At 59.4% G+C, this 15187-nt stretch carries 18 protein-coding genes; 10 read left to right on the top strand and 8 right to left on the bottom strand.

Features of this window, described 5'->3' with window-relative positions:
• Positions 1-43: 43 nt before the first annotated feature.
• The gene (locus tag ACYZTK_RS19970) at positions 44-1207 is read left to right on the top strand and encodes a 1-acyl-sn-glycerol-3-phosphate acyltransferase (RefSeq protein WP_462011408.1); all 1164 of its coding nucleotides are present in this window, start codon (positions 44-46) and stop codon (positions 1205-1207) included.
• Positions 1208-1320: 113 nt separating this feature from the next.
• Here ACYZTK_RS19970 and ACYZTK_RS19965 read toward each other — a convergent pair whose 3' ends face one another.
• Positions 1321-1599: a hypothetical protein gene (locus ACYZTK_RS19965; protein ID WP_462011407.1), complete on the bottom strand. Its 279-nt coding sequence runs from the start codon at positions 1597-1599 to the stop codon at positions 1321-1323.
• A gap of 193 nt (positions 1600-1792) precedes the next feature.
• On the opposite strand from ACYZTK_RS19965, the gene ACYZTK_RS19960 reads away from it, so the two are divergent.
• Positions 1793-1999, top strand: a complete 207-nt coding sequence (locus ACYZTK_RS19960) for a hypothetical protein (RefSeq protein WP_266017285.1) — start codon at positions 1793-1795, stop codon at positions 1997-1999.
• A gap of 55 nt (positions 2000-2054) precedes the next feature.
• Here the strand turns inward: ACYZTK_RS19960 and ACYZTK_RS19955 are convergent, their stop codons facing one another.
• Entirely contained in the window at positions 2055-2639 is a 585-nt protein-coding gene (locus tag ACYZTK_RS19955; protein ID WP_462011406.1) for a YajG family lipoprotein, read from the bottom strand.
• A 196-nt stretch (positions 2640-2835) separates the two neighbouring features.
• Here ACYZTK_RS19955 and ACYZTK_RS19950 point away from each other — a divergent pair, with 196 nt between their 5' ends.
• Together ACYZTK_RS19950 and mqo are read left to right on the top strand one after the other, a co-directional pair.
• Positions 2836-3069, top strand: a complete 234-nt coding sequence (locus ACYZTK_RS19950; protein WP_462011405.1) for a hypothetical protein — start codon at positions 2836-2838, stop codon at positions 3067-3069.
• Between the two features lie 737 nt (positions 3070-3806).
• Positions 3807-5315 (top strand): malate dehydrogenase (quinone), encoded by a 1509-nt coding sequence (gene mqo / locus ACYZTK_RS19945; protein WP_462011404.1) that lies wholly within the window; start codon positions 3807-3809, stop codon positions 5313-5315.
• A gap of 172 nt (positions 5316-5487) precedes the next feature.
• On the opposite strand, the gene ACYZTK_RS19940 is transcribed toward mqo, so the two are convergent.
• From ACYZTK_RS19940 to ACYZTK_RS19925, 4 genes are all read right to left on the bottom strand, one after another.
• Positions 5488-5775 (bottom strand): PA4642 family protein, encoded by a 288-nt coding sequence (locus ACYZTK_RS19940; RefSeq protein WP_462011403.1) that lies wholly within the window; start codon positions 5773-5775, stop codon positions 5488-5490.
• Positions 5776-5838: 63 nt separating this feature from the next.
• Complete coding sequence (locus ACYZTK_RS19935; RefSeq protein ID WP_462011402.1) at positions 5839-6324, bottom strand: hypothetical protein; 486 nt, start codon at positions 6322-6324, stop codon at positions 5839-5841.
• Positions 6325-6481: 157 nt separating this feature from the next.
• On the bottom strand, positions 6482-6955 hold the full coding sequence (locus ACYZTK_RS19930; protein ID WP_462011401.1) for a WbuC family cupin fold metalloprotein: 474 nt from the start codon (positions 6953-6955) through the stop codon (positions 6482-6484).
• A gap of 3 nt (positions 6956-6958) precedes the next feature.
• A complete protein-coding gene (locus tag ACYZTK_RS19925) occupies positions 6959-7516 on the bottom strand; it encodes a hypoxanthine-guanine phosphoribosyltransferase (protein WP_462011400.1) in 558 nt (185 codons plus the stop codon).
• A 175-nt stretch (positions 7517-7691) separates the two neighbouring features.
• On the opposite strand from ACYZTK_RS19925, the gene upp reads away from it, so the two are divergent.
• Positions 7692-8330: a uracil phosphoribosyltransferase gene (gene upp, locus ACYZTK_RS19920; RefSeq protein ID WP_462011399.1), complete on the top strand. Its 639-nt coding sequence runs from the start codon at positions 7692-7694 to the stop codon at positions 8328-8330.
• A gap of 2 nt (positions 8331-8332) precedes the next feature.
• On the top strand, positions 8333-9607 hold the full coding sequence (locus ACYZTK_RS19915) for a uracil-xanthine permease family protein (RefSeq protein ID WP_462011398.1): 1275 nt from the start codon (positions 8333-8335) through the stop codon (positions 9605-9607).
• Between the two features lie 114 nt (positions 9608-9721).
• Here ACYZTK_RS19915 and hemH read toward each other — a convergent pair whose 3' ends face one another.
• Positions 9722-10747 (bottom strand): ferrochelatase, encoded by a 1026-nt coding sequence (gene hemH / locus ACYZTK_RS19910; protein ID WP_462011397.1) that lies wholly within the window; start codon positions 10745-10747, stop codon positions 9722-9724.
• A gap of 13 nt (positions 10748-10760) precedes the next feature.
• Positions 10761-11663 (bottom strand): TIGR01777 family oxidoreductase, encoded by a 903-nt coding sequence (locus ACYZTK_RS19905; RefSeq protein ID WP_462011396.1) that lies wholly within the window; start codon positions 11661-11663, stop codon positions 10761-10763.
• A 195-nt stretch (positions 11664-11858) separates the two neighbouring features.
• Here ACYZTK_RS19905 and ACYZTK_RS19900 point away from each other — a divergent pair, with 195 nt between their 5' ends.
• The 4 genes from ACYZTK_RS19900 (at position 11859) to ACYZTK_RS19885 (ending at position 15186) form a co-directional block, all read left to right on the top strand.
• Entirely contained in the window at positions 11859-12845 is a 987-nt protein-coding gene (locus tag ACYZTK_RS19900; protein ID WP_462011395.1) for an NAD(P)/FAD-dependent oxidoreductase, read from the top strand.
• Entirely contained in the window at positions 12842-13057 is a 216-nt protein-coding gene (locus tag ACYZTK_RS19895) for a TIGR02450 family Trp-rich protein (RefSeq protein WP_462011394.1), read from the top strand. The genes ACYZTK_RS19900 and ACYZTK_RS19895 overlap by 4 nt, the downstream gene beginning before the upstream one ends.
• 228 nt (positions 13058-13285) lie before the next feature.
• Positions 13286-14245, top strand: coding sequence for a YbgA family protein (locus tag ACYZTK_RS19890; RefSeq protein ID WP_462011393.1), 960 nt, complete (start codon positions 13286-13288; stop codon positions 14243-14245).
• Positions 14245-15186, top strand: a complete 942-nt coding sequence (locus ACYZTK_RS19885) for a MerR family transcriptional regulator (RefSeq protein WP_462011391.1) — start codon at positions 14245-14247, stop codon at positions 15184-15186. Before ACYZTK_RS19890 ends, ACYZTK_RS19885 begins: the two co-directional genes overlap by 1 nt.
• The last annotated feature ends 1 nt before the right edge of the window (position 15187 follow it).

Raw genomic sequence — 15187 nt, 5'->3', positions numbered from 1 at the left:
CAAAACCTTTACTTACCCTAGCCGTTTCCAACAAGAGAGCATGATGGGCGAATTCGATACCATCCGACCTTACGACGACAGCGAAGTCCCAGCGGTGCTGGCACGGCTGCTCAGCGACAAGGCGTTTCTAGATATCCTCACCCACTTCCGCTTCCCGCGTTTTGCCGGAGCCCTTGGTTGGGCGCTCAAACCTCTTATAGCTCATCGGTTGCGTCGTGAGTTCGCCGGCGTGAATTCGGTGGCGACCTTGCAGGACAAAGTCGAGGTCTACGTCGACCACACCATCGAGCGGGCCACCGACGGCGTGACCTACAGTGGCGTCGAGCAATTCAAGTCCGGCAGCGCGTACCTGTTCATCGCCAACCATCGCGACATCGTGATGGACCCGGCTTTCGTCAACTATGCCGTATACCACGCTGGCCTGCCGACTCCCCGCATCGCGATCGGTGACAACCTGTTGCAGAAGCCCTTTGTCAGCGACCTGATGCGCCTGAACAAAAGCTTCATCGTGCACCGCTCGATCATCGGTCGGCGGGAAAAGATGGCGGCGTACCAACTGCTCTCGGCGTACATCAATCACTCGATCCGCAATGACTGTGCCTCGATCTGGATCGCCCAGGCCGAGGGTCGGGCCAAGGACGGTGACGACCGCACCGAGTCGGCCATCCTCAAGATGTTTCACATGAGCCGCAAGGACGAGCCGTTCGGTGAAGTAATCCGGTCGTTGAACGTGACTCCGGTGTCGATCAGTTACGAATATGACCCGTGCGACCAGGCCAAGGCCCGGGAACTGTTCATCCGCGCCACCACCGGCACCTACACCAAGGTACCGGGAGAGGATGACGTGAGCATCGCCAAGGGGATTACCGGCTACAAGGGTCGGGTGCACGTGAATTTCGCGGCGCCGATCACCCAGGTGTTCGACGACACCAAGCAGTTGGCGATCGAGATGGACAAGCAGATTCTCGGTGGCTACCGCCTGTTCCCGGCGCACTACCTGGCCTATGCCCAATGGCAGGATGCTGACCCGCAATTGCAGGTGCCGGAGGCAGCGCAGGTGTTTGCGGCGGATGAGCTGGCCAAGGCCCAGGAGGAGTGGCAGCGGCGGCTGGATGAATGCCCTGAGGAGCATCGACCGTATCTGGTGCAGCAATATGCTACGCCGGTGCGTAATCAGTATCGGGTGAAGGCTGGGTTGGCGCTGTAATAATGCAGAACTGTGGGAGCGAGCCTGCTCGCGATGGGTGCATGCCATTCGACACCGATGTCGACTGACCCGCCGCTATCGCGAGCAGGCTCGCTCCTACAGGGAGGCGGTGTTCACAACTGCGTGCTGATCCATGAGACGAGCAGTGCCAACCCCAGGCACGCAAAACCGAATCGGTAGAAAAACCGGTTCATGCGCAAGGTCGCCCAGTCCAGCGTCGGCTCAACGCTCGGCCGGACCTGGCGCTGGGTCTCGATACTGGCCAGCGCACGCTGCTCGCGGCGTCGGGTGGCGTGCAGCAGCCAGCCGCCCGGAAAGGCCAACAGCAGGGCCAGCAGGTTGATCAGCTTGGCGGGATGGGTGGTAAACAGCGTCATCAAATGCAGCGACATCACGAACCTCAGGCGAATCAGGTGTGGCAAGTCGCCAGATAAACGACTGCGGCGCGGATTCTACCGAAAGCCTGTTCCCCTGCCCCGCCTTTCCGACAAAAAACTGAAAACTGAGCAAATGCTGTTCTGTGTCACGGGGACGTCATCTGAGTGGGGCAGTCTGGCGCCCCTCGAAACCGACATGGACACCGTCATGCTGCACGCAGAAAACCAGGATCGCCTCTACCTGATCGCTCCGAGCGACGAACAACAGACTCTCGTGGGAAGCCTGTCCTTCAATGTTCAGGATCGCCGCTGGCTGGTGTATTGCGCGTTGGGCGGGCACCAGCATGAGGACTTGCCGGAGACGGATCTGCTGACGGGCATCAGCGTGCTGGATTTTTATTCGCAGGCTGCCTGACATAAAAATGCCCGGGCCATTTCGGGTCCCGGGCTTTTTTTTGTCCCGCGAACGCTTACTGGCCGAGAACCTGACCTACTGTCGGGTCCTTGAACAGACGGGTCAACGCATCGCTCAACACGTCACTGACCAGCTTGGTGTTGGTTTCCTGGTTCGGCGCCATGCCAAAACGCTGATCCAGGGAGGCGCCATAACGACCGCTGTAGCGACGATTGGCATTCTGCACATCGGAGCGGAAGGTCGCGCCGATAGTCGCCTCGGTCACGTACATGCCTTCCTTGGGCGACTGATACTTCAGCTCGGCCAGGGTCACGGTCAGTTGCGGCGCATTGTTGCCGCTGGATACCGGGGTAAAGCCCAGCAAACGTACGGCTGCTTCGGCCTGGGCCTGCAACTTCGGCAGGATCTGCGCACCTTGCACGGTGATCGCGCTGGTCTCCGGGTACATGCCACCACGGGTGCCCAGGGTTGGCGAAGGACGACCGTCCACTACCCGGACCACCACCTGCTGGCCATGGCCAACCGGCGCCAGCTGAGTGGTCAGCTTCGGCTCCGGGCTCAGTTGTTGCGGGCTGTGGGCGCAGCCGACGAGGGTCAAACTGGTCACAGTGATCAAACCGAACAACAAGCGTTGCAACATGCTCTTCTCTCCAGAATCAGGCACAAACAAGGCCGCAGTATAGCTGTGCGCCACGACAGGGAACCAGCGCCGAAAATAGGGAAAAGTCTGACAGGCATTTAGGAATCGTTATCTGTCACACACCTGTCATCGCTCATACACTGTGACGTCACGGCTCAATGCCAACCTTCAGGCAGTCCCAAGGAGGAATATTGCCATGCGCTTTCTCATCTCGCTGTTCGCACCGCGTCCGCTGCACCGCTGCTTCGCCCTGCTCGACCGCCAGGGTCACTGCCAGGCGTTCAAGCAGTGCAGTCTCCAGCCAATGGGCGATGGCTGGGTCGAAATCGACGAGATCCGCCTCAACTGGCTGCATCAGCCTTTACCCCAAAGTGCCCGTGTCAGCCAGCGCCAGCCTCGTGCGCGCGGGCAACGGATGCTGGCCACCTGAGCAGACGCCGAACAAAAGTCATAAAACACGCCCATTTCCCTGCGTTTCTTCGCTACAATCTCCCCCCGATTATAAGGACGTCTCCTGATCGGGCCCCGCAACATCGTCAATGCGTTTGTATTGACCCTCTATATCGCCCACAGAGAGCCGCCCACACAGATCGAGTGAAGCTGGCGTGCTTGCTGTTTCCTGAGCAAAACCCCCACTTTTCGCGAATCTGCAGAGCTGTCATTACGCTCGGTCACTGAGCCGTTTGCCCGTTTTGCCTGTCATGTATTCCATGAAGGCAATCCATCCGGGCACAGTGCCAGGCTGGGACAGCCCTTTTTGAGGTTCACGTCTTCAAAAGAGCGTGAAAAAAACGGGTTTTCACAACTTCACAAGAGTGTGGCGAGCAAATGAATAGTTTTGCGTCTGAACATGCACCATTAGCGTCTGATACAGCCCAACGACACAGGACCGAGTACTCCTCGAACACCGGAGCCTGAAGCCTGTCCGCTACGGATTTGGTTGCACAAACGGACGTATCGACCATAAGTCGAATTGCCTCCCGCGCGCTTAAATGAGTTCATGTAACCCATAAGCCCGGCCGGTAGCGTCCGTCGAAGTTGCGATAAATTGCGAAGATTCGGACATGGCGATCCTGGCCATGGGTACCTGGGGCATCACTGTCACGCCCCGTCACTCCTGGCAGCCATGCCGACAAATTGGTGCTGCAGATTTTGGAGACGCGTTAAATGGCGCATAACGAAGCAGTCGACGTAGTACTGGTTGGGGCCGGCATCATGAGTGCCACCCTCGCCGTACTGCTCAAAGAGCTCGACCCCGCGATCAAGCTGGAAGTCGTCGAGCTGATGGATTCCGGTGCTGCGGAAAGTTCCAACCCGTGGAACAACGCCGGTACCGGCCACGCCGGGCTGTGTGAGCTGAACTACACGCCACAGGCCGCCGACGGCACCGTCGACATCAAGAAAGCCGTGCACATCAACACCCAGTTCGAGGTGTCGAAACAGTTTTGGTCGTACCTGACCCGCAAGGGCACGTTCGGCTCGTGCAAATCCTTCATCAGCCCGGTGCCGCACCTGAGCTTCGTGCAGGGTGACAGCGGCGTTTCCTTCCTCAAGGAACGCTTCAACGTCCTCAGCAAGCACCACGCTTTCTCGGATATGGAATACACCGAGGACAAGGCCACCATGGCCGAGTGGATGCCATTGATGATGCCGGGGCGTCCGGCCGGTGAAGTCCTGGCCGCCACCCGTGTGATGAACGGTACCGACGTCAACTTCGGCGCGCTGACCAATCAATTGCTCAAGCACCTGACCAGTGCACCCGATGCCCAGGTCAAGTACTGCAAGCGCGTCACCGGCCTCAAGCGCAACAACGGTGGCTGGACCGTCAGCATCAAGGACGTCAACAGCGGCAGCACCCGCGAAGTCGACGCCAAGTTCGTCTTCCTTGGCGCTGGCGGCGCGGCCCTGCCGTTGCTGCAGGCTTCCGGCATCGAGGAAAGCAAAGGCTTCGGCGGCTTCCCGATCAGCGGCCAGTGGCTGCGTTGCGACAACCCGGAAGTGGTCAAGCACCACCAGGCCAAGGTCTACAGCCAGGCTGCCGTGGGTTCGCCGCCGATGTCCGTGCCGCACCTGGACACTCGCGTAGTCGACGGCAAGAAGTCCCTGCTGTTCGGGCCTTACGCCGGTTTCACCACCAAGTTCCTCAAGCACGGTTCCTTCATGGACCTGCCGCTGTCGGTTCGCGCCGGCAACATCGGCCCAATGCTCGCCGTGGCGAAAAACAACATGGACCTGACCAAATACCTGGTCAGTGAAGTCATGCAATCGATGGAGCAGCGCCTGGATTCCCTGCGTCGCTTCTATCCCGAGGCGAAAGCCGAAGACTGGCGCCTGGAAGTGGCCGGCCAACGGGTGCAGATCATCAAGAAGGATCCGAAAAAAGGCGGCGTTCTGCAGTTCGGTACCGAACTGGTCGCGTCCAAGGACGGTTCTCTGGCGGCACTGCTCGGTGCTTCGCCGGGTGCTTCGGTGACTGTTTCGATCATGCTGGAGCTGATCGAGAAATGCTTCCCGAACAAAGCTGCCGGCGAGTGGGCGACCAAGCTGGCGGAAATCTTCCCTGCTCGGGAAAAAGTCCTGGAAACCGATGCTGCGTTGTATCGCAAGATCAATGTGCAGAACAACGTTGCGTTGGAGCTGGTTGAAGCCAGTAGCGAGACTGAAAGCTACGCTTGATTTGCGCCCCATGAAAAATGCCCCGTATGTCGGGGCATTTTTTTGTGTAATCAAAAGATCGCAGCCTCGTTTCACTCGACAGCTCCTACACGGCTCCCACATGAAATTGGGTATATCCGTAGGAGCTGTCGAGTGAAACGAGGCTGCGATCTCTTGATCTTGTTTATTACCTTCAGCCACGAGCCTTGTTGATGAGCTCGATGTATTCGGCCGCATTACGCTGATCCTTGATCACCGCAACAAAATCCTGACCCTGCTCATCCTTGCCATCAAGGTCGTATCCGGCCTCGACAAAAAACGTCAGAAAACGCTCGAAATCATCGATCCGCAAACCGCGGTAAGCCTTGATCAGCTTGTGCAGCGACGGCGAAGTGGCGTCGACCGGCTCGAAATTGAGAAACAACTTGATCTGCTCATCGCCAATCTCGTCACCAATCACTTGTTTCTTATCTTTACGCATCGCCGACTCCAGCTCGCAGACATTTCACGGGGCGGGCAGTTTACCCCTCACTTGGCGCCTCACTCAACGCGGACGAACGCTGCCAGTGTGCAGATCGGCCCAGATATGGCCATTGGCATAGCTGAGGAACTGGCAATACACCGTGTCGTTGCGCAACAAGTCGATCACTACCCGGTATTGCGCCATGGGGTAGAAGAGCGTCAGGGTTTTGCTCGAACTGTCGTAGGTCGGTTTCTTCAGGCTTTTGCTTTCGCCGTCGAAGTTGACCAGCACTTGATTGATGGTCGCGCCCTTGTTCAGGGGTTTGCCCTTGAGGCGGATCATCAGCGGTGAGGTGACGGGGATGGGTTGCTGGTTGGACTGGCGCTGGCTGGCGACGACCACTGAGTATTCGGTGACCTGGAGCAGTTGTTGCTGTTCGGGTTCTGCGCCGCGCAGGGTCAGGTCGTCCGGGGGCAGGAACTGTGCGTGCATTGGCGCCGGGGCGGCCACAAGTGGCAGGCTGAATGTGAGCAACAAAAAGGCGCAGCTGCGAATCAAAAGGCTCATGACAGGCTCCCGGGATGAAGCCGAGCACTTTAGCATGTGGAAATAGAACTCACTGTGGGAGCGGGCTTGCTCGCGAAGGCGGTGTGTCAGGCAACATATTTGTGGCTGACACACCGCTTTCGCGAGCAAGCCCGCTCCCACATTGGAGTGGTGTTTATCAATCGAACTGCGCGCGCATCCAGGCCTGGTATTCAGCCACGCCAGGCTCACCTTCACGCGGTGCCCAATTTGGGAGCTCACCCTCACCTACGGGGCGATACGGGCCGGCCTTGCACTCGAACATCAAGCTGTCGGCTTCCAATACCACAATGGCGTGAAATACACCGGTAGGCAGATCAACGCCAATACTGTCGCCACCCGCCTGCAGGATGCGTTTGCTCACCACCGCGCCGGCCTCATCAAAGATCAACAAGCCAAGACGCCCCTTCAATACCAGCAAAGTCTCGGCCTTGTTATCACCCAAATGCCGATGAGGCGGAATATAGGTGCTTGGCTGCAAGCCTACCGCCATGCGGTGGCAGGCATCTTCCATCTGGTGGAAGTTGTGATGCTGGCGTCCGCGCGGATTCGCCGCAGCTTTCTCGGCCAGTTCAGCGAACAGCGTTTGATCAAGAAAGCTCGGCGTGGTCATTGCTTACATTCCTTTGACGGCAAAAATGCCGTTGGCGTTGCGCCAGTAGCCTTTGTAGTCCATGCCATAACCGAAGATATAGCGGTCGATGCATGGCAGTCCGACGAAATCGGCTTTCAGGTCCGGGCGCGCCTTGCGGTTGTGGTCCTTGTCGATCAGCACGGCGGTGTGCACTTTGCGCGCGCCGGCGTGTTTGCAGAAATCGATGATGGCGCCCAGGGTGTGCCCTTCATCGAGGATATCGTCGATGATCAGCACGTCACGGTCGATGAACGACACTTCCGGCTTGGCTTTCCAGAACAGATCGCCGCCACTGGTTTCGTTGCGATAACGAGTGGCGTGCAGGTAGGACGCTTCCAGCGGGAAGTGCAAATGAGTGAGCAGCTTGCCAGCGAAAATCAGGCCGCCGTTCATCACGCAGAACACCACCGGGTTAGTGTCAGCCATTTGTTCGTTGATGTGCGCACCGACGCGGGCGATGGCCGCCTCGACTTCAGCTTCGGTGTACAGGCAGTCAGCCTCTCGCATGATTTGACGGATATGCTCGAGATCAGCGGACATGGTGCTCTCCTGGGGGTGGTATCGGGGGGGCTAAGTACGGAAAAGCGGGCAAAGGTACGCATCAAGCCCGGCCAGATCAAGCCTTTGTGGACTAACGTACTCTATGTCTATAGGACAACACCCTCGGATAGATTAATCTAGGCCGGTTTTTTTGCCCGCCGCCGGAGCTTTTCCCATGCCCATCCTCGAGATCCGCCATCCGCTGATCCGCCATAAACTTGGCCTAATGCGCCGCGCAGACATCAGCACCAAGAATTTCCGCGAGCTCGCTCAGGAAGTCGGTGCCCTGCTGACCTATGAAGCCACCAAAGACCTGCCCCTGGAATCCTACGATATTCAAGGCTGGTGCGGCACCGTGTCGGTCGAGAAAATCGCCGGCAAGAAAATTACCGTGGTGCCGATCCTGCGCGCCGGTATCGGCATGCTCGAAGGCGTGCTCAGCCTGATCCCGGGCGCCAAGGTCAGCGCTGTAGGCGTAGCCCGCAATGAAGAAACCCTGCAGGCTCACACCTACCTGGAAAAACTGGTTCCGGAAATCAACGAACGTCTGGCGATGATTATCGACCCGATGCTCGCTACCGGCAGCTCCATGGTTGCGACCATCGACCTGCTGAAGAAAGCCGGCTGCCGCGACATCCGCGCCATGGTCCTGGTGGCAGCGCCAGAAGGCATCGCTGCTGTGGAGAAGGCTCACCCGGACGTGACCATCTACACCGCCTCGATCGACGAGCGCCTGAACGAACACGGTTACATTATCCCGGGCTTGGGCGATGCCGGTGACAAGATCTTCGGCACCAAGCAGAAGGACGCTTGAGCATGCAGGATGAGTTCAACGATCCGCTCTGGCGCACCGTACTGTCGGGCGCGCAGATGCTGTTCGTGGCCTTTGGCGCCCTGGTATTGATGCCATTGATTACCGGCCTTGACCCGAACGTGGCGCTGTTCACCGCCGGTCTGGGGACGATTCTGTTCCAGATCGTCACCGGCCGTCAGGTTCCGGTATTCCTGGCATCGAGCTTCGCCTTCATTACCCCGATTATTCTTGCCAAGGGCCAATTCGGCCTTGCGGCGACCATGGGCGGCGTGATGGCGGCAGGTTTCGTCTACACCTTCCTCGGCCTCGCCGTGAAGATCAAAGGCACCGGCTTCATCGACCGTCTGCTGCCACCGGTGGTGATTGGCCCGGTGATCATCTCCATCGGCCTGGCCATGGCGCCGATTGCCGCTAACATGGCGATGGGCAAGGCTGGCGACGGCAGCGAACTGATTCATTACCAGACGGCAATGCTGATTTCGATGCCCGCCCTGCTCACCACCCTGATCGTTGCAGTGTTCGGCAAAGGTATTTTCCGCCTGGTGCCGATCATCTCCGGCGTGCTGGTAGGCTTTGCCATGGCGTTCTACTTCGGCGTGGTCGACACGGCGAAGATCGCCGCCGCACCCTGGTTTGCGATCCCGCACTTCACTGCGCCCGAGTTCAACTGGCAGGCGATCCTGTTCATCGTTCCGGTTGCCCTGGCGCCCGCCATCGAGCACATCGGCGGCGTGATTGCAGTCGGCAGCGTGACCGGTCGCGACTACCTGAAGAAGCCGGGCCTGCACCGCACTCTGCTGGGTGACGGCATTGCGACCACGGCAGCCGGCCTGTTCGGCGGTCCGCCCAACACCACCTACGCCGAAGTGACTGGAGCGGTGATGCTGACCAAGAACTACAACCCGAAAATCATGACCTGGGCGGCGGTCTTCGCGATCAGCCTGGCGTTCGTCGGCAAGTTCGGCGCACTGCTGCAAAGCATTCCAGTACCAGTGATGGGCGGGATTCTCTGCCTGCTGTTCGGCTCAATCGCTGCGGTGGGGATGAACACGTTGATTCGCCACAAGATCGACCTGGGCGAGGCGCGTAACCTGGTGATTGTCTCGGTGACCCTGGTATTTGGTATTGGCGGAGTGCTGGTCGGCACCGGCACTGGTCCGGATGACTTCGGCCTGAAGGGCATTGCGCTGTGCGCGGTGGTGGCGATTGCCTTGAACCTGTTGCTGCCGGGGAATGACAGCTGGAAGCACAAGAAGGCGGATGAGCCGCTGATTTAAGCAGGCTCAAGGTTTTCACAGGCTGACAGGACGCTTTCGCGAGCAAGCCCGCTCCCACACTGGACATGTGTCGTTAACATATCCCCTGTGGGAGCGGGCTTGCTCGCGAAGCTTTTACAGCGCCAAAGGCGCTCTTTCGCACAACGTGTTCAACGCCTTCGCCCACTGCGGATCATCGTTCAGACAAGGCACCAGCACCAACTCCTCGCCCCCCGCTTCGCGGAACTGCTGCAAGCCGCGATCTCCGATCTCTTCCAGGGTCTCGATGCAATCGGCGACGAACGCCGGGCACATCACCAACACCTTTTTCACTCCCATCCCGGCCAGCTCATCAAGGCGTGCCTCGGTGTAGGGCTCGATCCACTTCGCCCGGCCCAAACGCGACTGAAATGCCACCGACCATTTGCCGTCCGGCAGCCCCATGCGCTTGGCGAATTCCGACGCCGTGCGCAGGCATTGGGCGCGGTAGCAGGTGGCCAATACTTCTGGCGAAGCATTCTTGCAGCAGTCTTCGTTCTTGAAGCAATGCTGCCCCGTGGGATCGAGCTTGGTCAGGTGCCGTTCGGGCAAGCCGTGGAAACTCAGCAACAGGTGGTCGTGGTCCTGCGCAATATAAGGTTTGGCACTGGCGACCAGCGCGTCGAGGTATTCCGGCTGATCGTAAAACGGCTGCAGGATCGAAAACTGCACATCGAGCTTCTGCTCGCGCACCACTCGCCGGGCCTCTTCAATCACCGTGGTCACGGTGCTGTCGGCGAACTGTGGATAAAGCGGTGCGAGGGTAATTTTCTTGTGGCCCTTGGCAGCCAGTTGCACCAGCTGCGTTTCGATCGACGGCTCGCCGTAGCGCATGGCCAGTTCAACCGGGCCCTGTGTCCACTGCGAAGTCATCGCCTGCTGCAGGCGACGGCTAAGCACTACCAGCGGCGAGCCCTCCTCCCACCAGATCGAAGCGTAGGCATGGGCCGACTGTTCCGGACGCTTGATCAGGATCAACGACACCAGCAGGCGTCGCACCGGCCACGGCAAGTCGATCACGTACGGGTCCATGAGAAATTGATTGAGGTAACTGCGCACATCCGCCACCGAAGTGGAGGCAGGCGAGCCCAGATTGACCAGAAGCAACGCGTGATCGGTCATGCAACGTCCTATTTCAAAGGCGGCTGGACAAGTCGTCCAGAGCCGCGCGCAAATCGGTGAACTGGAAAGTGAAACCCGCTTCCAGCAAGCGCACCGGCATGGCCTTCTGGCCACCCAGCAACAGCAGGGACATTTCCCCCAGACACACTTTCAGCGCCAGGGCCGGCATCGGCATGAACGCAGGGCGATGCAGCACGGCCCCCAGGGTCTTGGCGAATTCGCTATTGCGCACCGGTTTCGGCGCGCAGGCATTATAAGGACCGCTGGCAGTGTTCTGGTGCAGAAGAAAATCAATCAGGGCGATCTGATCCTTGATATGGATCCACGGCATCCATTGCCGCCCATTGCCCAGAGGCCCGCCCATAGCGAGTTTGAAGGGCAGCAGCAGGCGCGACAAAAAGCCGCCATCAGCCGACAGCACCAGCCCCGTTCGAATCAGGATTACCCGAATGCCCAAGACTTCCGCGCGCTGGGCAGTCTCTTCCCAGGCAATACACAGCTGACTGGCAAAATCGTCTATCACCGGCGCCGATTCCTCGGTCAGCTCGCGCTCACCGCCGTCGCCGTACCAGCCGACAGCGGAGCCGGAAATCAGCACTGCAGGTCTATGCTTGCGGCTTTCCAGCCAGGCCAGCAAGGTTTCAGTCAAAGTGATGCGACTGCTCCACAGCAGCGCCTTGCGCCTGGATGTCCAGGGTCGATCGGCGATCGGCGCGCCCGCCAGGTTAATCACGGCGTCGACAACTGCCTGTCCGAGGTCTTCCAGGCGCGCCACCGCACGCACTTGCTCGCCACAGATTTTCGCCACTTTGTCAGGCTGGCGACTCCAGACAGTCAGCGTGTGTCCTTGGCTCAACCAGTGTCGGCAGAGTTGGCGTCCGATCAAACCAGTACCGCCGGTCAGCAATATGTGCATGACTTCTTCCTCGCGTGGCCTTTTATCCTGCTCACTAGTCTATTTTTATAAGCAGGGATCTTTGGTATCGGGCAGTGTCTGTTTTAACAATAGGCCAAGCTGTCAGAACTAGAACGCTAAAAGCTATACCAAAAAACAATATTGTACAGGTTTAATCCACGGCGTAGTCTGTACAGAAAGGTAAACGAGGCCCCTATGACTGTACCTATCGCAATCATCGGCACCGGCATCGCCGGGCTCTCCGCCGCCCAAGCCCTGACAGAGCTCGGGCACGTTGTTCAACTCTTCGATAAAAGCCGCGGCAGTGGCGGTCGCATGTCGAGCAAACGCAGCGATGCGGGGGCTTTGGACATGGGTGCGCAATATTTCACTGCCCGCGACCGGCGCTTCTCCACCGAAGTGCAGCGTTGGCAAGCCCAGGGCTGGGTCGCCGAGTGGACGCCGCAGCTGTATACCTTCCACGGCGGCCAGCTCAACCTGTCCCCGGATGAACAGACTCGGTGGGTGGGTACGCCGCGCATGAGCGCGATAACCCGCGGGCTGCTGGGCGATCTGGAAGTGCAGTTCGGCTGCCGGATTACCGAAGTCTATCGCGGTGAACAACACTGGCACCTGCAGGACGCCGAGGGCTTTACCCATGGGCCGTTCAGCCATGTGGTGATCGCCACCCCTGCCCCGCAGGCGACCGCCTTGCTGGCTTCGGCGCCGAAGCTTGCGGGTGCCGCCGCCGGGGTGAAAATGGACCCGACCTGGGCCATCGCCCTGGCGTTCGAGCGGCCGCTGGATACGCCGATGGAAGGCTGCTTCGTCCAGGACAGCCCGCTCGACTGGCTGGCCCGCAACCGCAGCAAACCCGGGCGTGATACCACGCTGGATACCTGGGTACTGCATGCCACCAGCGCCTGGAGCCGGCAGCACATTGACCTGCCCAAGGAAGCCGTGATCGAACAATTGCATGGCGCGTTCGCCGAATTGCTGCACAGCGCGATGCCCGCTCCAACCTTCAGCCTGGCCCACCGCTGGCTCTATGCCCGGCCTGCCAGCAGCCACGAATGGGGCGCCCTGGCCGACGCCGACCTGGGCCTTTATGCCTGCGGCGACTGGTGCCTGTCCGGCCGCGTCGAAGGCGCATGGCTCAGCGGCCAGGAAGCTGCGCGCCGTCTGCACGAGCACCTGCAGTGAACCGCATCAACCCGAGCAAATTGCTGCTGTCGAAGTGGACGGCAGCCCAGCCGCAACACCGCGAGAAACATTTTCTGGTAACCGAGTTGTTCCGGGATGAGGAAGGTGTGGTTCTGGAAGTTGAGTTGCAGGCGGTGTTGACCAAGCGCGGCCAGCGGCTGGATTGGCAAACCCTGAAAAACAGCGACGCCTGGATCCTGGGCTGGAATTAAACCCTCTGTAGGAGCGAGCTTGCTCGCGAAGAACCTACCGAAGCCGTGTACATTCAGTTCCCTGCGTCATCGTTGACGACCATCGCGAGCAGGCTCGCTCCCACAGTGAGCGCAAACACCTCGCATAAAACCTGTACAAATCATTTGACTTGTACAGCTTCGAATCTATGATGAAGACATGTTGTACAGATCTCATGATTTGTACAGGTCTGGATTCGAGGTGCCCCGATGTCCCACTCCGCCGTGAAACCGAAGATCGCCATCAGTGCCTGCCTGCTGGGCGCCGAAGTGCGCTTCAACGGTGGCCACAAGGAATCGCGGCTGTGCAGTCGCACCCTCACCGAATATTTCGACTTCGTGCCACTGTGCCCGGAAGTCGCGATTGGCTTGGGCATCCCGCGCCAACCAATTCGCCTGGTCGGCGATCCCGATCATCCCCAGGCCATCGGCACCGTCGACCCTGAGCTTAATGTCACCGAGCCGCTGGCAGCCTATGGCGAAAAAATGGCCGCCGAACTGGACGACATCTGTGGCTACATCTTCATGCAGAAATCCCCGTCCTGTGGGCTGGACCGGGTCAAGGTCTATCACGCCAACGGGGCGCCGGTCGATGGCGGCGGGCGCGGCATCTACGCCCAGGCCTTTTGCGCGCGCCATCCAGACCTGCCGGTGGAAGAAGACGGCCGGCTCAATGACCCGGTGCTGCGCGAGAACTTCCTGACCCGCGTGTTCGCCTACAGCGCCTGGCAGCAATTGCTGCAAGAAGGCCTGAGTCGCCGCGGCCTCACCGACTTCCACTCGCGCTACAAATACCTGCTGATGGCCCACAACCCGGTGCAGTACAAGACTCTGGGCAACCTGCTGGGCAGCATGGGTCAGACCGCCCCTGAAACAATCGGCCCGCGCTATTTCACCGAGCTGATGGCAGCCTTGAAAAAGTGCGCCACCCGGCGCACCCACTCCAATGTCCTGCAGCACATCAGCGGCTACCTGAAACAGGCCATCAGCGCAGAAGACAAACAGGAAATGCAGCACGTGATTGGTCAGTACCGCCACGGCATCGTGCCGCTGGTAGTGCCCATGACCCTGCTCAAGCATCACTTCCGCCAACACCCCGATCCTTACATCGCGCAACAGGTTTACCTGCAACCGCACCCGGAAAACCTCAGCCTGCGAAATGCGATCTAATGATTAATCAACTCGACACCAGCGCCAGCGAAGACCTCGGCGATGATTTCAAGAAAGCCCTGGATGAAGGCTGGCTGCCGATCCGCGAAGTGGCCCGGCAAACCGGGGTTAACGCCGTCACCCTGCGCGCCTGGGAACGGCGCTACGGCCTGATCGTGCCGCAACGCACGCCCAAGGGGCATCGGCTGTTCTCGGCCGAGCATGTGCAACGCATCCTGACCATTTTGACCTGGCTCAATCGCGGCGTGGCCGTGAGCCAGGTCAAGCAACTGCTCGACACTCCGCAAGTCATCAGCGAACCGATCGAGAACGACTGGCACGTGCTGCGCCAGACATTGCTGCAGGCTGTCACTGGCTTGAACGAGCGCACCCTTGACGACACCGTCAATCAGGCGATGGCGCTGTATCCACCACGCACCTTGTGTGAACAACTGTTGATGCCGCTGCTCAATGAGCTGGAACAACGCTGGCAGGGGCAGTTCGGCGCACAAATGGAGCGAGGTTTTTTCTATTCCTGGCTGCGCAGCAAGTTCGGCGCGCGCATTTACCACAACAACCGCCAGCTGCGCAGCGCGCCACTGTTGTTGGTCAACCAGTCAGACCTGCCACTGGAACCCAACCTGTGGCTCACCGCCTGGCTGATCAGCAGCGCCGATTGTCCGGTCGAAGTGCTCGACTGGCCGCTGCCGACCGGCGAACTGGCCCTGGCAGTCGATCACCTGCAAGCGCGCGGCGTGCTGTTGTATTCCAGCAAGGCGATGAACCTTGCACAGCTGCCGAAACTTTTGAATGGAATCAGTTGCCCAAAATTTATTGCCGGACCGACGGTGTGTATCCACCACGCTGAATTGCCTGCAAGAACCTCCGAAATTGCCGGGTTGTTCCTCGCCGAAGATCCCTTGTCGGCGCAGCAGGAACTGGTGTTGCGGGGGGTCATCTGAT

The organism is Pseudomonas sp. LB3P31 (genome assembly GCF_054897945.1).
The sequence above is the reverse complement of the archived record's forward strand: the minus strand, read 5'-3'. Positions and strand labels throughout refer to the sequence as shown.